A 17,407-nucleotide genomic window follows, 5' to 3' on the forward strand; every position below is an offset into this window, starting at 1 on the left:
AACCCCCCGTAGAGGGATTTCATGGGATTTTACGAAACTCAGCTTTAAATATTTATCGGTGATAGATTAAAGAGCTTTTAGTGTAAAAATCCGAGCTTTTGTGTTTTTGATTTTATTTCAATATGTGTCACTTAGGTTCCTTATTATACGTGAACCAATATTTGGAAGTTTACAAATGGTACAGTTTCTATTTAGTCAAAGTACTTACCACATCGTACTTAATAGCTCACCACCATAGAACAGCCACAGCAGAATTGCGGTGCTCATTGGAACTGTGAACTCATCCCAAGCTGAGTAGATGGGCAAGCTCTCCATGAATGTAGCAACTGAGGCAACGAATGCCAATAATCCAAGCCCATAAGAAGCCCCAACCACTTTGTGGGCAGTTATCAATGCAAAGATTGAGACAACGAACATCGTTAAGCTACCGATTACTGTTTTATTCTTGTTCCATGGAATTCTAACTCCACCAACTGCCTGCCCAACAATGGCGTTGAAGCAGTCGCCAAATGTAGAAACCCAAAGAGCTGCCAAAGCTATAAGTTTCGGAAAGACGGTGCATATCATTCCCATAGTCACCCAGAAGAGAAAGCTCCCCATGTAGTGATTCCCTTCGAGCTCATCCTTCCTGGCCATCTGTCTGTAGCTAATCTCAGCAATTGGAACCTTAATTTTCCAGCCCTTTCTCAGCTTGAGATGCTGCAGGGTGTAGATGAATGCTAAGAACCATACAACAAAAAGGGTGATATACTTTGGTGTGAAGAGTATTATTGGCGCTCCCAAGATGCCGGGGGAAATATGCCAAAGCTTTCTAACTAATTCACGCCTGCCAATTCTGCTTTCAATTTTACTGAAGACTTTTGATTTAAATTTCAGCGGCATAAATCTCGCTTCCATATAAATATTTAGGAAAAAGGCAATATTTAAAGTTTTCTTCAAATGTTAATAAAAGCTTCGACAATTGTCAATCTTTCCAAGTTTTTCTCTCCTTATTTACTGGAGCAATGACATTCTCATAAAACTCCCTAAGCTTTCTCGTATGCTCTTCAACCCATTCTCCGCTAACCTTCCTTCTTGCAACCCCCTCCTTCATAGCCTGCTCTGCCACAGCCCTCGCTTCTCTCGGATAGACTTCTGGGTTTAAAGGAGATGGAATTATGTATTCCTCAGTGAGTTCCTCATCGCCTACAACACTTGCTATTGCCTTTGCCGCCTCAATTATCATAGTATCAGTTATTGTCTTTGCCCTAACATCCAAAGCTCCTCTAAAAATTCCTGGAAAGCCGAGGACGTTGTTAATCTGGTTGGGATAGTCACTCCTCCCAGTTGCAACTATTTTAGCCCCAGCTTTTTTAGCTTCATCAGGGAGTATTTCAGGAACCGGATTAGCCAATGGGAACACAATAGCATCATCGTTCATTTTTGCAATCCATTCGGGCTTTATAACTCCTGGACCAGGCTTTGTGAAGGAAATCAGAACATCAGCTCCATTTACAGCCTCTTCTGGACCACCTGTGATTTCTTCAGCATTTGTTTTGCTCAAAAGCCAGCCCCTGTAAGGGAACAATTTTTCCAAATCCATGTCGCTTGTTAAGACAGTCGGCTTGCCATTAACGAGCTCAACAACCCTGACATTCCCCGGTTTTACTCCAGCTTTTGTTAGAATCCTCAAAGTTGCAAAACCTGCAGCGCCGGCACCAAATAAAGCTATCGTAGTTTCGTCAAGCTTTTTCCCAACAACCTTCAGAGCATTCAAAAGTCCAGCTAAGACAACAGCCGCTGTTCCCTGCTGGTCGTCGTGAAAGACTGGAATGTCAAGCTCTTTCCTAAGCCGTTCAAGAATGTAAAAGCACTTCGGTGAAGCTATATCCTCAAGGTTTATGCCTCCAAAAGTCGGTGCTATTGCTTTGACAATTTCGATGAACTTGTCTGGATCCTGCTCGTCAATCATTATTGGAAACGCATCAACGCCACCAAAGTGTTTGAAGAGAAGAGCCTTACCTTCCATGACAGGTAAGCCCGCTAAGGCCCCAATGTTACCTAAACCTAAAATCCTGCTCCCATCACTCACTACTGCCACAAGGTTGCCTTTGCTTGTGTATTCATAAACATCATCTGGATTTTTAGCTATCTCTTTGCAGGGCTCAGCAACCCCAGGTGTATAGGCTAAGCTCAAATCATGCTTATCTTTGAGAGAAACCTTTGGAATAACCTCAATTTTACCATTTCCAGGGAAATTGCCTCTATGGAAAGATAGGGCTTTTTCTTTAAGCTTTTTTCTTTGCTCATTATCAGCCATGTTAATCCCCCACATGTAACACTATATCTTTTAGGTCTTTATCTTTTAGGTCTTCAACGCTATCATCCTAATATGAGTGCAGAGTCTATTTGCAAGTTGGCGTGATGGTTCACAAAATGTATCATCATATCGGCAATTGTCCATACGTTTAGTTCCGATCAACGTAAAGATTAAATACAAAATTGGTTATTCTTTAAAGGTGGTGCTATGCCAAAGGATCAGCTCTACGAAATCTTTGGGGAGGTTATATCCTCAAAGCACTTCTTGAAGGCATTCATAATAACCGTGGCAGCTACATTCATTATGTACTTTGCCGCTCCAGCTATAGTAAAGGCACTTGGCAAAGAAGACCTCTTGAAGGCTTTGAGAGTAACTTTAAGCGCTTTGGGAGCTTTTGTAGGTTTCATAATTTCAAGCATACTAATTGAACCAAAACGGATAGTGGAGGAGGAGTAAAATGGATGTTGGGGTACTGCTTGTTCAAGCCACATTCCTGACAATTCTCTCAGTTCTCATGTACATCATAATTGGAATGATCCCCGGAACTGACGAAACTGCAACCATAGCCCCAATAACACTGGCCCTTCTTGCGGCAGGTTTCGATCCACTATTGGTTTTAGCCTGGTTCATGGGGACGATAGTTGCATTCAAAGCTGCAGATGCAGTTCCCACAGCCTTGGCAGCAATTCCCGGCGGAGTTATGGCAGTTCCCCAGGTTCCGGATGCATTGGTTGCAAGAAAATACGGTTATTCTGAGATAATTTTGAGAAAGGGCATAACGGCAAGCGTAATTGGAACAGTTGTCGCTATAGTAATTGCTCTACCCCTATCATTCTACTTAACACCGCTGGGAGACCTGCTCAAAACACAGATGGGGCCATTAAACTGGCCCGGATGGGTTTACATAATAGTTGCTGGAATAATTGTACTTGCTGTGATGTCAAAGGCAAAAATCTTGGCACTGCTTGCAATCTTCCCGTTCGCAATGCTCGTCCAGGGAATCAGAGCGGTTTATGGAAAGCCGGTCTTCATAAGCATATTTTTGGCAATCACAATTGGTCCAATCTTATATGAGCTTCTCACGCTGATCTCTCCAAACAACCACCATTTAAAGCGCGATAGCTATGCAAGAATAAAGCTTGTAAAAACCGGCAAAATAACCCTAAATCCGCTCCACCACCTGGACAGGCTTGAGGTTACACTGTCCTCAATCTTCGCCGGAATAAGCAGCATCCTCTCAGCCTTTATGAGCCCCGTTGGATTGACAATCCTCTTTGGAGACCTCATAAAGGAGGCGGAAAAAGATGAGCTTAAAGGCTCTTTAAGGGCATATGCGGTTAGAGATGCAATAAAGAACGCCACTTACATAGGGGGAACGCTCATTCCGCTGATAGCAATTGGCGTTCCAACAGGCCCAATGTCCGCTGGCCCAGCGGCGCCGTTCTTTGCAAAGCTCGATGCCTTCAATGGACTCAGTCCAAGGGATATACTTTTGCAGAGATACTCCACACCGACAATAATGCTGGTGATAGCCTATGTCACGCTGCTGGCGGCACTGCTGACCTATGTAATCCTGATAAAATATTCAAAGCCATTAACTCGCTTTGTATTCAAAAAGATACCAGCAGAGGCGTTGTACAGCACGTTTTTAGCCATAGTCCTGGTTCTCTCATACATGGAAGCCGGAATTGCCGGAATCTTTGGTTCAATTCTTGTGGGACTAATTTCAGCGACCTTTGCAAGGAACGGCGTTTCAATAGGTGTTCTGTTTATGGTTTTAGTTGCAGCCCCATATTTGGTGGGCTTGCTTTGATTATCCTTTTACCTTCAATTTTTCCACTCCCACCATTTCAGCTATCTGATTGAGCTCTTCCAGAACTTTCTTGTAAATTGGAATGCCGATCTTTAATCTTGTTTGCATCGTGAGAAAGCCCTTTTCGCCATGAATCCAGATCCTCTCAAAATCCTTATGCCTCTTCGAACTTTTCAACTCTTCAATCATCCTGCTCATCTTCTCCTTAAACTCCTCAAGCGGAACAAAAGCTTCAATATTAATCGCCATGAAGAAGTGGTCAACCTCACTGTGCCTTTCACTCGTATTCTTCACATGCCTACTCCAAGTTCCTCCACTCAGAATCCCAGCCAAAATGTCAACCATCACGCTGAGCCCATAACCCTTATGCCCACCAAAAAGCTCTCCAAAGCCCCCCAAAGGCAGCAAAGCACCGCCATTGAAAACCTTCTCCACATCCGTGGTTATATTACCCTCACTATCAATCGCCCAGCCTTCTGGGATTGGCTTTCCCTTTCTGCGGTAAACCTCAAGCTTCCCAATTGGAACCACACTCGTAGCCATATCAAGCAAAAACGGCTTATCCTTGGTTGGAGCAGCCAAAGCAATTGGATTCGTCCCCAAAAACCTCTCCACACCACCAGTTGGAGCAACCAACGGACGAGAATTCGTCATGCTGATTCCAATCATCCCCTCCACAGCAGCCATCAAAGCATAATATCCAGCAATACCATAGTGGTTACTGTTTCTAACTACAACAACACCAATTCCACTCTTTTTGGCTTTTTCAATCGCCAGCTTCATCGCCTTATAACCAACAACTTGACCTAACCCCTCATCACCATCAATCAACGCGTAGGAAGCTCCTTCCCTGACAATTCTAATGTTTGGCTTCAAATTTATTCCTCCGCTGAGAATTCCATCAACGTATCTCTTTAAACGCTGGACTCCATGACTCTCAATCCCCCTCAAATCAGCCATGATCAAATTGTCAGCAACTATTTCTGCATCTTCTTTAGGAACTCCAAGCTTCATGAGAACCTTCACGACAAATGAGAAGAGCTCATCCCTGGAAACCCTAACATAATTTTCATCAATGTAACCCTTTTCAAACATAGCACCACCGAAAAATTTTGGGCTTTGCAGGTTAAACGCTTTGTGCTAATCAAAGTTTATAAAAGAGCAAAACTAAGTTTTGAGCATGAGGACAAAGCTCATCCTGATGATCCCCATAACATTCCTAATCCTTTTCTTCTATCTCCCTCTCATCAGCATAATCCATGAAGGGCTCTGGGACAATGGATTTACGCTCAAATACCTCAAAGCTGTTCTCTCCAACAGCTATCACCGGGGAATAATCCTTTTTACCATTAAGCAGGCTTTAGCCTCAACCCTGCTCACTTTGGCTTTAGGTCTGCCTGGAGCCTACATCTTTGCAAAATATGACTTTCCAGGAAAGAGCTTTGTGAAGGCAATTCTCACTGTCCCATTCGTGATGCCAAGCATAATGGTCGCCCTTGGTTTCATCCTACTCTTTGGAAAGCAGGGCTTCTTTACACAGCTCATTGGACGGGATTTGGGAATCCTCTACTCCTGGAAAGCCATTTTAATAGCTCACGCTTTTTACAACTTTCCCATTGTAGTTCGAATGGTCTCCTCTCTTTGGCAGCGCATAAACCCCCACTATGAGGAAGTTGCAATGAGCCTTGGAGCTAAGGGGTTCACGCTTTTTAGAAAAGTTACTTTGCCAATGCTTTTGCCCGGAATCTTTGCGTCATCCATGCTCACGTTCATCTTCTGCTTCCTTAGCTTTTCAATTCCCCTTATTTTAGGAGGCTACAAGTACGCCACAATTGAAGTCGATATCTTCACTTCAATCATGACCCTGCTGGATTTCAAAGTTGGCTCTGCTTTAGCTATAATCCAAATCACCCTAAGCTTTGCATTCATGTACATCTACATCAAAAGCCTCGACATGTATGCGAAAGCTGAGGAGCAGAGAATTTTTAGACAACCTCAAAAGCTGACGTTGAAGGAGCTGGCGAGCTTAAAAGGTTTATTGATTGGAATTTACTCCCTGGTTGTATTCATATTCATAATCTCACCCCTCTTGGCAGTTCTTTATGACTCCCTGATTTTCCAGGGAAAATTCAGTCTTGAATGGTATAGGAGGGTATTCAGTGCAAAATACAACCCAATCTTTGGAGCTAACACTTTAATTGCAATCAAGAACTCACTCCTCTTTGGATTTTCAGCTGTTTTGCTATCAACAACAATCGCTTTAATTATAGCATATGCCTTACATAGATGGCAGTTTAAAGGCAAAAACATCTTTGAGGCTCTGGTAATGCTACCCCTTGGTTCCTCGGCAATAACCCTTGGTTTGGGATACATAAGAACCTTTCACAAGCCGCCGCTTGAGCTTCTTGGCACTTGGTACATCATCGTCTTTGCACACACAATCATAGCCTATCCCTTCGTTTTAAGAGCAGTCTCAGCCGTATTAAGAAAAATAAAGCCAAACCTAAAAGAGGCAGCATTGAGCTTAGGAGCAAAAGAATGGCAGGCTTTTCTTAAGGTTGAACTGCCTCTATCTTTGGGAGGAATAATCGTTGGAGCCATCTTTGCCTTTGCAATAAGCATAGCGGAGCTTGGTGCCACTTACATGCTTTATCAACCCGAATACACGACGATAACCATAGCAGTCTATAGATTTTTGAGTGCAAGACAGTGGGGAAGTGCCTCAGCTTTATCCGTCATTTTGATGATTGTCTCAGCAGTGAGCTTTATGATAATTGAGAGGATTGGTGAGGAGATATGGTGAGCGTTGAGCTTAGAGGAATCCTCAAGATACTTGGGGATTTCAGGCTTGAAATAGAAAGGTTAAAAGCTAAGGAAGGAGAGTTTCTGACGCTTCTCGGTCCTTCTGGATGCGGAAAGACAACAACCCTTAGGATAATAGCCGGTTTTGAAAAGCCAGACAGAGGGGAGGTCCTATTCAACGGCAGAATCATGAATGAAATTCCACCATATGAGCGGAACATCGGAATAGTTTTCCAAGACTATGCCCTCTTCCCACACATGACTGTTTTTAAGAACATTGCTTTTGGTTTAGAGCTTAGAAAGCTCCCAAGAGAAGAGATAGAGAAAAGAGTTCGGCAAGCTATAAAGCTGGTCGGCTTGGAAGGATTCGAGAACCGCTATCCAGAGCAGCTCAGCGGGGGACAGCAACAGAGAGTTGCACTTGCAAGGGCTCTGGTAATTGAGCCAAAAGTTCTGCTTTTGGATGAGCCATTGAGCAATCTTGATGCAAAGATTAGGGAGCGTTTAAGGGGAGAGATAAAGCGCATCCAAAAAGAGCTTGGCATAACAACAATTTATGTTACTCATGATCAGGAGGAAGCGATGGCAATAAGCGACAGAATCGCAGTGATGAACGACGGCAGAATTGAACAAGTTGGGAAGCCCCTGGAGCTCTATTATCACCCAAAAACAGAGTTCGTTGCAAAGTTTTTAGGACTGTCAAATATCATTGAGCTTGAAGCCGAAAATGGGAAAGCCTGTCTCGGAAAGCTGTGCTTCAACGTTGGCAAAGACGGAAAAGTTAGGATATTCTTCAGACCTGAAAGCGTTTACATAACTGAAGGAGACTTTGCTGAAATTGTTAGCTATGAGCTCTTGCCTGGAAGGATTAGGCTGAGATTTTCCATTGAGGATAAAGAGATAATTGCCGAACGCTTTTTAGATGAACTGCCATTTAACGTTGAAAATATGCCAAAAAGAGTTGGTGTGTATGTGAAATCGTTTGCTCTCCTTTAATTTCACGGATTTTCATAACATTCAACTCTTGGCCCATCATTATTCCGCTTCATTGTTTAACATTTTCTTGTTGAAAAACTTTAAATATTTTGCCGATTTTCAACAAATTGATGCAAATCAATAGCTCAAGGTGATTCGGATGGATGCCGTTAGGGAGGTAGAGATTGGAGTGAAGAGAAACAAGAACTGGTTTGAGGAGTACTTTGACTTCGCTTACCACAACACTGACTTGAGAACGGAGATTTTAGCCGGGATAACAACCTTCATGACAATGGCATACATCCTTTTCGTTAACCCAGCGATTTTAAGCGATGCCATTGGTAAAGACGCAATTCCTTCACTGGTTACGGCAACAGCCCTTTCAGCTGGTCTGGCAACTATCCTCATGGGGCTGTATGCAAAGAAGCCATTCGCATTGGCTCCTGGAATGGGGCTCAATGCTTACTTCACCTACGGTGTTGTAAAGGGAATGGGCTACTCATGGCAAGTGGCTTTGGCTGCCGTTTTTGTAGAGGGTTTAATCTTCATTGCACTCACCCTTACAAAAGTGAGAAGCGCTATTATACACGCAATCCCGCTCTCCCAGAAATACGCAATTGGTGCTGGAATCGGTCTGTTTCTGACAATCATCGGAATGCAGGAGGCTGGTTTTGTAGTTGACAGTCCAGCTACATTGATAACTTTCGGTGCTCAGAACGTTGCAAAGCCAGAGTTCTGGTTGGCCATATTCGGCTTGTTCTTTGCAGCAATCCTCATCTCAAGAGGCATTAAGGGAGCTTTGCTAATCTCAATCCTCACAACAACGGTAATTGGAATTGTTTTGGGTATAACACCAGCTCCTGATAGGCTATTTGCGATGCCAACGCTCAGCCACACGTTCCTCCAGATGGACTTAAGAGGTCTCTTAAGTGTTGGAGCCATCGGTGTTGTCTTTGCATTCTTCATGGTGGACTTCTTCGATACACTCGGCACAATTACTGGATTGAGTGCAAAGGCTGGCTTCCTGACAAAGGAGGGAAAAGTCCCAGATGCTGAGAAGGTTTTGCTAACAGATGCAATAGGAACAACGGTTGGTGCTGTCTTGGGGACTTCAACGGTCACAACATACATTGAGAGCGCTGCAGGTATAGAGGAAGGTGGTAGAACAGGAATGACGGCATTAGTCACTGGGGCGCTGTTCTTAGTTATTGGTCTTTTCATTTCACCAATCGCTACAGTTATTCCAGCCTATGCAACTGCTCCCGCATTGATCATAGTCGGCTACTACATGCTGAGCGCCATCAGAGGAGTTGACTTCAGCGATCCAACAGAAGCTATTCCAGCATTCTTAGTTCTCGTTACAATACCCTTCACGTATTCAATAGCAGATGGAATAGGCATGGGGTTCATAAGCTATGCAGTTGTAAAAACATTAAGCGGAAGGTACAAAGAAGTGCACCCACTGCTGTACATCTTAGCCGGCATATTCGTCTTATACTTCCTCTACCTTGGAGGAGTCTTTTGATTTCTTTTCCTCCTTTTCTATATGCTCCTTTATGAACTGCTTGATTACATAAGGGCACTGCTCCTGAATGTACTTCGCAAATTCTCTGATTCTCTCTGCTGTAATCTCGTGGACATAGTGCTCGAATTGGCAAGCATCTTCTTCAGCTATCTCTGGAGGAATACCCAAGATATTTATGAAAAACTCCGTTAACAGCAGGTGCTTAGAATAAGTCTTTTCTGCAATCTCTCTTCCTTTTTCAGTTAGCAAAATCCTATCATACTTCTCATACTCAACTAAACCTTTCTCGCTGAGCTTCTTAAGGGCATCGACAACGCTTGGAGGCCTTACCCTAAGCTTTTTGGCAATATCCTTAATCCTAATTATACCTTTTCTCTTATATAAGAGGTACATCGCTTCAAGATATTCTTCTTCTCTTTTGCTGATTTCCATTCAACCCACCCAAATTAGATTTACCTAAAGAATTTAAGTGCTTTTTGGTAACGCAGATATTAAAAACTCCAAAGCAAAACTCCAAATGGTGGTGTGTATGAAAGTTTATGAGCCGCTGATGCTGGCAATGCCGTTAGCAAAATGGATGAGTGAGTTTATCATCGAAAACAAAAAGCTCCCCACAGGAGACGATGTTAGAAAGTTCTTGAGATATAACAACCTTGAGGAGATTTGTTTAGATGAAGGATTAGTTCTTCACAGAGGAAAATTCGTTCTAACGTTAACTTTCCCAGCAAAAGAACATATAATCGTTGACATAATTTCATCAAGTGGAGAGCTGAGCGATGCTCTTGAGGTTATAGCGTATCATGACAGAAAGCTTGAAGCTTACGTTATTGAAATCATCCCGGCAAATGAGCTCGAATTTGAAGGCAATATTGGGCTTGAACCTGTAATTATCGATGACAAGGGCTTTGAGCTGAAAAGCTATCCGGTTCTCGGACATTTTGAGGAAGAAAAAGATGGAGTGTTTCTGGTTATTGACAGTGAAACGTATCAAAGATGGGGGGAGAGCGGGAAACTTGACATCTGTCCAATATGTGGTGCTGAAGGATTGGCGTGGAGAAAAAATGAAGCCTACTGCAATTCCTGTGGGTTTGGAATTAAAGTTAAGGGGGGCAGACAATGAGTCAGCTCATAAAGTCTATTCTTGTCAAGTATTCGCGCTTAGCTCATGAGAGAGGATTAACTGCTGCATTTGGCGGAAATCTGAGCATTCTTTTTAACGGAAAGATATTCATAAAAGCCACAGGAGCTGTTATGGATACCATGACGGAGCAGCAAGTGGCAGTCATTGACCTGAATGGGAAGCAAATCTCAGCTGTTAAGCCTTCATCAGAATGGAGGCTCCATTTGTTCATTTACCGCGAAAGAGAAGACATAAGGGCAATAGCTCATCTTCATCCTCCATACTCCATTGTTGCCTCAATCATTTTGAAGGGAGAACTTCCAATAATAACCCCAGAAGCAGAAATCTATCTCAAGAAAATTCCAATTGCAGAGTTTAAGCCAGCGGGAAGCGAAGAACTTGCAAAAGAAGTCACAAAATACATTAAAAATCATGATGCAGTTTTAATGGAGAGACACGGAATTGTCACAGTAGGAAAAAGCTTGAGAGAAGCGTTCTACAAAGCGGAGCTTGTCGAGGAAAGTGCAAAGCTTTGGTATTTAATAGAGGGCAAAAGGTGAGCGTAAAAAACAAAATTCACTGAATCTGCTCCAAGGCACCTAAAACTTCCCAGATTATGGTTCTTGTGTGGAGAGGCATGTTTGGATCTTCACTAATCTCCTCAAGGATTGCGATAGCATCGGCTGCCCTAACAGCGGGCTCTTTACTTCTATCCATCAAGTGCTCAATTGCCTCTTCAGCGGCCCTTCTAATATTTCTTGGGACAATTGTGTCTTGAACAACTTGCTCCTTGAGAACCTGAATAATCTGGTTGATCCTCTCCTCAACATCACTCATTTGTATCACCCCCTTTTACTAAGAATTGGTAACTAAAAATTTTCCAGTGGTATATTGCACTTTTGTAACTAAAAAGTTTTCGGTTGAGATTAATACTCGACCCCTCTTCTGGCTGTGATCCCTTTTTGATAGGGATGCTTTATTTCTCTCATCTCAGTCACGTAATCAGCAAGCTCAAAGAGTTCCTCAGGACAGTAGCGACCCGTTAAAACAAGCTCGGTGTTTGGAGCTTTGCTTTTTACCAGCTCCTTTACTTCCTCAACGTCAAGCATTCCAAAGCCAAGAGCAACGCATATCTCATCCAAAACCACCAAATCCCATTCACCACTTTTAACCACTTCCTTAGCCCTTTCCAGAGCTCTCTTTGCTGCCTGAACATCATCCTCATCTGGCTCTCCATGAACAAACTTAGGCAAGCCATAGGACTCTATAACATAACCGCACTTCTCAGCCATGAAGTACTCCCCATAAACCTTCGGAGCTTTCATAAACTGGATTATAATCACTCTCCCCCCATTACCGAGCATCCTCAAAGCTAAACCTAAAGCCGCAGTGGTTTTTCCCTTCCCGTTGCCTGTGTATATGTGAACCAAACCAAGCTTTTTCTTCCAGCTTTCACTCATTTAGATCACCAAAGAGAGTTCACCTTGGAGTATTTATCCATTTCTGTGAAAGAGTTTTTAATCCACCGGTGCTTGATACAAGTTGGTGTTCCCGATGAAAGCTCCGGACTTGGGAATTAAAATTGGATTTTATGAGCATGGAAAAAGGAACTCAATAACTGACGTTAAAGGCATTAAAGTTGGCCATGTAACTCTGATCAAAGGAGAAGGAAAGCTCGTTCCCGGAAAAGGTCCAGTTAGGACAGGTGTCACTGTTATTTTACCACATGATGGAAACATCTTCAAAGAGAAGCTCTTGGCAAGTGTCTTTGTGATGAACGGCTATGCAAAGCCCGTAGGACTGACTCAAATTAGAGAACTCGGCACACTCGAGACCCCCATAGCTTTAACAAATACTTTAAGCGTTTATACTGTTGCCGATGCCCTAACTGATTACATGCTCGAGCAGAATGAAGATATAGGAGTTACAACGGGCTCAGTAAATCCTGTCGTTCTGGAGTGCAACGATTCCTATTTGAACGACCTCAGGGGAAAGCATGTGAAAAAAGAACATGTCTTTGAGGCAATAAAAAACGCAAGCGAGGACTTTGAGGAAGGTTCGGTTGGAGCAGGGACTGGAATGAGCTCCTTTGAATTTAAGGGCGGAATAGGTTCTTCTTCAAGAGTCATTGAGATTGAGGGCAAGAGATACACGGTGGGTGCTCTGGTTTTAAACAATTTTGGAAAGAGGGAGGATTTAACAATTGCTGGAGTTCCCGTCGGCTGGGAGCTTAGAGATTACCCGGGAAGAGCGAAGCCGAGCAAAGGGAGCATCATAATGATCCTTGCGACAGATGCTCCGCTGACAGCAAGGCAGCTCTCCAGGTTGGCTAAAAGAGCAGTGGTTGGCTTAGCGAGAACTGGAGGTTACGCCTATCACGGAAGCGGTGACATAGCTTTGGCATTTTCAACGGCTCAAAGGATAAAGCACTATCAAAGAGGGGAGTTTGAAATGAAAATGCTCCCTGATGCAAGGCTCAACCGTCTCTTTAAAGCAGCTGCTGAAGCAACAGAAGAGGCGATAATCAACTCTCTGCTCCAAGCAAAGACAATGACTGGAAGAGACAATCATATACGCTACGCTTTGCCGCATGATAAGCTGATCGAAATTATGAAAAAGTACAGGAGATTAGAAGGGTGAACCTTGTATTCTATGTGATCTCAGCGGCAGTGCTTATAGCAGTCCTTTATGCAATGGAGAAAAGAAAAGAGCTTTCAGAGTTCACAAACAGAATTTTAAAGTTAGTGTTCAGGCTTGATTAGAGTTTTATCCTCTCGTATTTCTTCTTCATCAAGATTGCATCTCCCTCAATGTTGGGGCTTTCACTTATTACAACACCTTTCACCCTGAACTCTTTCAGCACTTTAAGCAAGTCCTCCCATCTCAAATCGCTCTCCTGAAGGTTCAAATGATGCTTTTCACCCTTCTCGGTATAGTGGATTCCACTTACGTGAATGTGCATGTTATCTAAAGCCTCTCTTCCAAGTTCCTGCTCAATCAGTGAAAGCATTTCACGCCACTCTTCTGCTGTGTTCAGTTTTCCTTTGTCTCTCGCATGTGCATGGGCAAAATCTATAGCGGGCAAAACCATCTCCACATCCTGACTCAGCTTTATCAGCTCCTTGAGCTCGCCAAACTGAGTTGGTTTTCCTGTGAGTTCTGGCCTTATCCAGATTTCTATCCCCTTGTCTTGGAGTTGTCTGACAATGTCTTTAATCTCATTTTTAATCTTCTCATATACTGTTTCTGGAGGTTGCTTAAGGTAATAGCCGGCATGAAACACAACGCTCCAGCCACCGGCTTCATGCAAACGTTCAGCACTCTGAATAATCCTCTTCTTGCTTGCCTCAACCTTGCTCTTCTCTGCAGCGTTGAGATTTATGTAGTATGGAGCATGAGCCGTTAAAAGGACATCATGCCTCTGAGCAACGTACTTTATTTTCTTTGCCATTTCCGGGGAGATGTTTACACCTCTTACAAACTCAAGCTCCATTGCATCTAATCCAAGCTCCCTAACCCGCTGAATTCCGGTGATAGTTGAGGGTTTTGGGGTTGAGAGCGGAATCCCCGCTGTTCCAAACCTCAATCTGTCTATCCTAATCTTCATCTCCCATCACCAATAGAAAATTAGGCTTTCCTAATTATAAATCTATGGTCTGTCTATGCTTGTGTTTAGGAGTTTCTCAAGCTTTGAGAGTGACTCGTCTAATTCTTTTTCAAGTTCAAGTAGCTTATCCTTCAAGCGCTTTATCCTTCTTTCTTGTTCCAGAATTTGTTTCTTGATAGCCTCAATTTCGCTTTCAAATTTTCTTTTCTCACGAAGAATTTCGGCTCTTTTATTTTCTAACTCCCTCAGCTTCCGCTTTCTCTCTTGGATTTCTTTCGATTTGGATTCTAAGTTCTCCAAGATCCAGTCTGCGGTCTGCTTGTATTTTCCCTCCAATCTGCTCCTTATTTTAATTAAAAAGCTCAAGAACTCTTCCGGATGCTCGATTCCATATGAGCTGTCTTTTAAAATTTCATTAGCTGTTTTCTCTCCAGTACGCATTCTCTTTATGGGTTTTTGAAGCTTTGATATTTTGGATCGAATTTCAATTTCGTCTTTTGCAATCAAAGAGTTCAGAGTTCTAATTTCAGATTCAATTTTTTCCAGTTCTTTCTCCAGTTCGGCAATTTTTGATTTAAACTCCCTTTCCTTTTCCCCAAGTTCATTTTTTAAAAGTCTTAAATCCCCTTCTTCGTTTTCAAGCTGCCTCCTGGCATATTCAATGTCACTTAAAATAGAATCAAGTTCAATTGGTTCAATGCTGATCTCGGATACCTTTCTAATGTATTCGGAGTACTCCTCAGAAACGGCTTTCAAAAGCTTGTTTATTGCGTATATCTCCTTTTCAAATACCAAAAGGAGATACTTCCCATGGGAAATATGGAGCTTAGAGAGCTCTGGGAGAAATCTGCCCAGCTCCTCAATGTTTTCAATTCTCTCAAGTGTCCTTCTTAGAGTATCAACATAACTCCTTCTTTCCCTTTCCACAATCTTCTTGATCCTGTCATCAATTTTCTTTGAAATCTCCTTTTTTTCAAGCTTTTCAAGATTTTTTAGGATTTCTTTTTTCTTTTTTAAAAGTTTAGAGGTGTATTGTTCTTTAAGCCTTTTCTGCTTATCTTCAGCTTCTTTTTTTCTTTTTTCATACTCCTTCAGGGCTTTTTCCAATTTCAATTTTCTCCCATCCCTTAACTTTCTCCCTAAGATAGATCCCAATTAAAGTTCCAACAACAACATCTCCTATTGCCATGACGATTTTTTTGAAGAACTGTAGCAGATAGGGGGATACAGTGGACATTGCATACAAGGTAGTCAGGTCAATGGTTATCCAAAGAGCCGGAAGTAAGAGCAGACCAGTGATATAATACCAAATATGCGGATCCTTCCTCAAATATGACTGAAGAACTTTCCCAAGCACCATAACGCCTAATCCTACCACAAAGGGAGTCTTTAAGATGTTCAGATAAAGCAAGACTGCAATTAACTGAGTGCCTGGCAATCCTCCAAGCTTTTCCATCGCTATGTATTCCAGATTGAGGTATGCATTTATAGCTCCAGCCACCATTACCAGCATACCAGCGATGACTGAAATAAACTCGATAAAGCCCTTTGTTATTGTTTCCCTTAAAGACACGTGTATCCTAAAGCCCTTCGAGAAGAGATATGTCCCAATTATAAACAGTATTGTTCCAGTAACTGTTGCAGAGACTATCTGGACACTCTGGGGATACTTGACAGAAATAAGTTTTGCAACTCCATAAAGGAGCATTACAAGTCCAGTAAGTCCAAATACAACCTTTGCAACTTCCGGTTCGCTGAGTATTTCCTTAAGATACCTGTAAATAATGTAATATGTTGTCTCAATGCTCTCACTTTGCTTAACAACAACTCTGCGCGAGCTTATTATTGGAACCTTAGAAGTTATAATTGGAAAAATCTGCTCATCTTCAGCCCCATCTGTGACCGGGATAATTCCATCAGCTGGAAACACTTTCAGAACTTCATCAAGCTGTTTGCTTAATTCTAAATCACTCTTTACACCAACGTCATGGTGACCTGTAATGAGGGCAACTTTAACATCCTCAAACTCACCGCTCTCTTTAAGCTCATCATGAAGCTTAACAGCGGCATAAACAACGTTGGCATCACTATCCTCTGGATCTGCCAAGCTAAGCTTAAGGGCAGCGTCTATACATGCATCTCGCCCAATAACCGGACCTTTTACCCCAGCTTTAACCCCAAAGTCGTCATCTCTGTCAATTGCCAAAACCAAAACCCTAATTTTTAACCCTCCCGGGCTTTCTCCAACACTGACTCAACTTTATCTTCCATCTTAACCTTTTTATCTCTTCTGTCATCAATTCGAATCGTCGTTGAAACCCTTTTTGCTCCAAGCTTGAACATGAGCTCATGGGCCTCTTCAATTACTTTAAGACCCTCTGAAACTGTAGGGACTTCAATTATGGTACCCATAGGTGTCAGCTGATACTTTACACCCTTCTTCTCTAAAAGCTTTATTACCTCGGCAACGTACTTGCTCAGGCTGAGCTCTCCAAGGGGCACTATGACAAACTCAATGATGACCATTTTCGACACCTAACTAAGCTAAGCTCGACAATTTTTTAAGCTTTGCGCAACACCTTAAAATACTCCAAAGACGTAAGAAAATGTGGTGAGGGATATGCACAAAATCAAAGATGAATGGGGGGAGTTCTTAGTCAAGCTCGCGAGGAGAGCAATTGAAGAGTATTTAAAGAGTGGAAAAATTATTAAGCCTCCAAAGGACACTCCAGAAGAGCTTTGGGAAAAGATGGGAGTTTTTGTTACTCTAAACAGGCACGGTGTTCCAAAGCAGACAGCACTTAGAGGTTGTATTGGATTTCCCCTGCCGATCTACCCACTCGTTGAAGCTACAATAAAGGCTGCCATATATGCAGCTGTTGATGATCCCCGCTTTCCTCCAGTAAGTTTGGATGAGATGAACAACATAATAATTGAAGTCAGTGTTCTAACTCCTCCTGAGTTAATTGAGGGCCCTCCAGAAGAAAGACCGAAGAAAATTAAGGTCGGAAGAGATGGCTTGATAATCGAAAAGGGCATCTATTCGGGGCTTTTGCTACCTCAAGTGCCGATTGAATGGGGCTGGGATGAGGAAGAGTTTTTAGCAGAGACATGCTGGAAAGCCGGTCTGCCTCCAGACTGCTGGCTTGATCCAGACACAAAAGTCTACAAATTCACGGCGGAAATATTTGAGGAAGAGTATCCGAGGGGACCTGTAAAGAGGAAGCCCCTTAGCCAAACTTAGCAATGGTAGTAACACCAGGGGA

At 42.7% G+C, this 17,407-nt stretch carries 20 protein-coding genes; 10 read left to right on the plus strand and 10 right to left on the minus strand.

Translation table 11 applies throughout. The features are described from left to right. Positions 1-204: 204 nt before the first annotated feature. Both TERMP_RS07935 and TERMP_RS07940 read right to left on the minus strand, forming a co-directional pair. Entirely contained in the window at positions 205-897 is a 693-nt protein-coding gene (locus TERMP_RS07935; protein ID WP_013467874.1) for a diacylglycerol/polyprenol kinase family protein, read from the minus strand. Between the two features lie 67 nt (positions 898-964). Next, positions 965-2,299 carry an NAD(P)-dependent malic enzyme gene (locus tag TERMP_RS07940; RefSeq protein ID WP_013467875.1) on the minus strand — a complete coding sequence of 445 codons (1,335 nt, stop codon included), beginning with the start codon at positions 2,297-2,299 and terminating at the stop codon, positions 965-967. A gap of 207 nt (positions 2,300-2,506) precedes the next feature. Here TERMP_RS07940 and TERMP_RS07945 point away from each other — a divergent pair, with 207 nt between their 5' ends. Together TERMP_RS07945 and TERMP_RS07950 are read left to right on the plus strand one after the other, a co-directional pair. Then, positions 2,507-2,755 carry a hypothetical protein gene (locus TERMP_RS07945; RefSeq protein WP_013467876.1) on the plus strand — a complete coding sequence of 83 codons (249 nt, stop codon included), beginning with the start codon at positions 2,507-2,509 and terminating at the stop codon, positions 2,753-2,755. A 1-nt stretch (position 2,756) separates the two neighbouring features. Beyond that, positions 2,757-4,112: a tripartite tricarboxylate transporter permease gene (locus TERMP_RS07950; protein ID WP_013467877.1), complete on the plus strand. Its 1,356-nt coding sequence runs from the start codon at positions 2,757-2,759 to the stop codon at positions 4,110-4,112. Here the strand turns inward: TERMP_RS07950 and TERMP_RS07955 are convergent, their stop codons facing one another. Continuing rightward, positions 4,113-5,207 (minus strand): Ldh family oxidoreductase, encoded by a 1,095-nt coding sequence (locus TERMP_RS07955; RefSeq protein ID WP_013467878.1) that lies wholly within the window; start codon positions 5,205-5,207, stop codon positions 4,113-4,115. 85 nt (positions 5,208-5,292) lie between these two features. On the opposite strand from TERMP_RS07955, the gene TERMP_RS07960 reads away from it, so the two are divergent. The 3 genes from TERMP_RS07960 (at position 5,293) to TERMP_RS07970 (ending at position 9,414) form a co-directional block, all read left to right on the plus strand. After that, positions 5,293-6,915: an ABC transporter permease gene (locus tag TERMP_RS07960; RefSeq protein WP_013467879.1), complete on the plus strand. Its 1,623-nt coding sequence runs from the start codon at positions 5,293-5,295 to the stop codon at positions 6,913-6,915. Then, on the plus strand, positions 6,909-7,910 hold the full coding sequence (locus TERMP_RS07965) for an ABC transporter ATP-binding protein (protein ID WP_048159803.1): 1,002 nt from the start codon (positions 6,909-6,911) through the stop codon (positions 7,908-7,910). Before TERMP_RS07960 ends, TERMP_RS07965 begins: the two co-directional genes overlap by 7 nt. A gap of 139 nt (positions 7,911-8,049) precedes the next feature. After that, positions 8,050-9,414 carry an NCS2 family permease gene (locus TERMP_RS07970; protein WP_013467881.1) on the plus strand — a complete coding sequence of 455 codons (1,365 nt, stop codon included), beginning with the start codon at positions 8,050-8,052 and terminating at the stop codon, positions 9,412-9,414. Here the strand turns inward: TERMP_RS07970 and TERMP_RS07975 are convergent. Continuing rightward, positions 9,382-9,846 (minus strand): metal-dependent transcriptional regulator, encoded by a 465-nt coding sequence (locus TERMP_RS07975; RefSeq protein WP_013467882.1) that lies wholly within the window; start codon positions 9,844-9,846, stop codon positions 9,382-9,384. The genes TERMP_RS07970 and TERMP_RS07975 overlap by 33 nt on opposite strands. 97 nt (positions 9,847-9,943) lie before the next feature. On the opposite strand from TERMP_RS07975, the gene TERMP_RS07980 reads away from it, so the two are divergent. Both TERMP_RS07980 and TERMP_RS07985 read left to right on the plus strand, forming a co-directional pair. Further along, a complete protein-coding gene (locus TERMP_RS07980) occupies positions 9,944-10,534 on the plus strand; it encodes a hypothetical protein (protein WP_013467883.1) in 591 nt (196 codons plus the stop codon). Then, the gene (locus TERMP_RS07985) at positions 10,531-11,094 is read left to right on the plus strand and encodes an aldolase (protein ID WP_013467884.1); all 564 of its coding nucleotides are present in this window, start codon (positions 10,531-10,533) and stop codon (positions 11,092-11,094) included. The genes TERMP_RS07980 and TERMP_RS07985 overlap by 4 nt, the downstream gene beginning before the upstream one ends. A 16-nt stretch (positions 11,095-11,110) precedes the next feature. Here TERMP_RS07985 and TERMP_RS07990 read toward each other — a convergent pair whose 3' ends face one another. Next, positions 11,111-11,371: a UPF0147 family protein gene (locus TERMP_RS07990; RefSeq protein WP_013467885.1), complete on the minus strand. Its 261-nt coding sequence runs from the start codon at positions 11,369-11,371 to the stop codon at positions 11,111-11,113. A gap of 89 nt (positions 11,372-11,460) precedes the next feature. Beyond that, positions 11,461-11,994: a cob(I)yrinic acid a,c-diamide adenosyltransferase gene (gene cobO / locus TERMP_RS07995; RefSeq protein ID WP_013467886.1), complete on the minus strand. Its 534-nt coding sequence runs from the start codon at positions 11,992-11,994 to the stop codon at positions 11,461-11,463. A gap of 94 nt (positions 11,995-12,088) precedes the next feature. Here cobO and TERMP_RS08000 point away from each other — a divergent pair, with 94 nt between their 5' ends. Both TERMP_RS08000 and TERMP_RS11745 read left to right on the plus strand, forming a co-directional pair. Continuing rightward, positions 12,089-13,174, plus strand: a complete 1,086-nt coding sequence (locus tag TERMP_RS08000) for a DmpA family aminopeptidase (RefSeq protein ID WP_013467887.1) — start codon at positions 12,089-12,091, stop codon at positions 13,172-13,174. Next, a complete protein-coding gene (locus TERMP_RS11745) occupies positions 13,171-13,296 on the plus strand; it encodes a hypothetical protein (RefSeq protein ID WP_013467888.1) in 126 nt (41 codons plus the stop codon). The genes TERMP_RS08000 and TERMP_RS11745 overlap by 4 nt, the downstream gene beginning before the upstream one ends. On the opposite strand, the gene TERMP_RS08005 is transcribed toward TERMP_RS11745, so the two are convergent. From TERMP_RS08005 to TERMP_RS08020, 4 genes are read right to left on the minus strand one after another with little or no spacing between them, the layout of a single operon-like run. Next, complete coding sequence (locus tag TERMP_RS08005) at positions 13,293-14,141, minus strand: deoxyribonuclease IV (RefSeq protein WP_013467889.1); 849 nt, start codon at positions 14,139-14,141, stop codon at positions 13,293-13,295. The genes TERMP_RS11745 and TERMP_RS08005 overlap by 4 nt on opposite strands. Positions 14,142-14,183: 42 nt before the next feature. Further along, positions 14,184-15,254, minus strand: coding sequence for a coiled-coil domain-containing protein (locus TERMP_RS08010; RefSeq protein ID WP_048159804.1), 1,071 nt, complete (start codon positions 15,252-15,254; stop codon positions 14,184-14,186). Continuing rightward, a complete protein-coding gene (locus TERMP_RS08015) occupies positions 15,223-16,347 on the minus strand; it encodes a DUF373 family protein (protein ID WP_013467891.1) in 1,125 nt (374 codons plus the stop codon). Before TERMP_RS08015 ends, TERMP_RS08010 begins: the two co-directional genes overlap by 32 nt. Positions 16,348-16,364: 17 nt before the next feature. Next, positions 16,365-16,667, minus strand: a complete 303-nt coding sequence (locus tag TERMP_RS08020) for an MTH1187 family thiamine-binding protein (RefSeq protein ID WP_013467892.1) — start codon at positions 16,665-16,667, stop codon at positions 16,365-16,367. Between the two features lie 94 nt (positions 16,668-16,761). Here TERMP_RS08020 and TERMP_RS08025 point away from each other — a divergent pair, with 94 nt between their 5' ends. Further along, positions 16,762-17,385 (plus strand): TIGR00296 family protein, encoded by a 624-nt coding sequence (locus tag TERMP_RS08025; protein WP_013467893.1) that lies wholly within the window; start codon positions 16,762-16,764, stop codon positions 17,383-17,385. The last annotated feature ends 22 nt before the right edge of the window (positions 17,386-17,407 follow it).

This window comes from Thermococcus barophilus MP (assembly GCF_000151105.2).
Lineage (GTDB): Archaea > Methanobacteriota_B > Thermococci > Thermococcales > Thermococcaceae > Thermococcus_B > Thermococcus_B barophilus.

Bases quoted from the DNA above. Each gene is read 5' to 3' on its own strand.
- TERMP_RS07970 (WP_013467881.1), top strand. From the start codon at position 8,050: ATGGATGCCGTTAGGGAGGTAGAGATTGGAGTGAAGAGAAACAAGAAC.
- TERMP_RS08005 (WP_013467889.1), bottom strand. From the start codon at position 14,141: ATGAAGATTAGGATAGACAGATTGAGGTTTGGAACAGCGGGGATTCCG.
- TERMP_RS07955 (WP_013467878.1), bottom strand. From the start codon at position 5,207: ATGTTTGAAAAGGGTTACATTGATGAAAATTATGTTAGGGTTTCCAGG.
- TERMP_RS08020 (WP_013467892.1), bottom strand. From the start codon at position 16,667: ATGGTCATCATTGAGTTTGTCATAGTGCCCCTTGGAGAGCTCAGCCTG.
- cobO (WP_013467886.1), bottom strand. From the start codon at position 11,994: ATGAGTGAAAGCTGGAAGAAAAAGCTTGGTTTGGTTCACATATACACA.
- TERMP_RS07935 (WP_013467874.1), bottom strand. From the start codon at position 897: ATGGAAGCGAGATTTATGCCGCTGAAATTTAAATCAAAAGTCTTCAGT.
- TERMP_RS08000 (WP_013467887.1), top strand. From the start codon at position 12,089: ATGAAAGCTCCGGACTTGGGAATTAAAATTGGATTTTATGAGCATGGA.
- TERMP_RS07945 (WP_013467876.1), top strand. From the start codon at position 2,507: ATGCCAAAGGATCAGCTCTACGAAATCTTTGGGGAGGTTATATCCTCA.
- TERMP_RS07960 (WP_013467879.1), top strand. From the start codon at position 5,293: ATGAGGACAAAGCTCATCCTGATGATCCCCATAACATTCCTAATCCTT.
- TERMP_RS08025 (WP_013467893.1), top strand. From the start codon at position 16,762: ATGCACAAAATCAAAGATGAATGGGGGGAGTTCTTAGTCAAGCTCGCG.
- TERMP_RS07940 (WP_013467875.1), bottom strand. From the start codon at position 2,299: ATGGCTGATAATGAGCAAAGAAAAAAGCTTAAAGAAAAAGCCCTATCT.
- TERMP_RS07965 (WP_048159803.1), top strand. From the start codon at position 6,909: ATGGTGAGCGTTGAGCTTAGAGGAATCCTCAAGATACTTGGGGATTTC.
- TERMP_RS07980 (WP_013467883.1), top strand. From the start codon at position 9,944: ATGAAAGTTTATGAGCCGCTGATGCTGGCAATGCCGTTAGCAAAATGG.
- TERMP_RS07985 (WP_013467884.1), top strand. From the start codon at position 10,531: ATGAGTCAGCTCATAAAGTCTATTCTTGTCAAGTATTCGCGCTTAGCT.
- TERMP_RS07990 (WP_013467885.1), bottom strand. From the start codon at position 11,371: ATGAGTGATGTTGAGGAGAGGATCAACCAGATTATTCAGGTTCTCAAG.
- TERMP_RS07950 (WP_013467877.1), top strand. From the start codon at position 2,757: ATGGATGTTGGGGTACTGCTTGTTCAAGCCACATTCCTGACAATTCTC.
- TERMP_RS07975 (WP_013467882.1), bottom strand. From the start codon at position 9,846: ATGGAAATCAGCAAAAGAGAAGAAGAATATCTTGAAGCGATGTACCTC.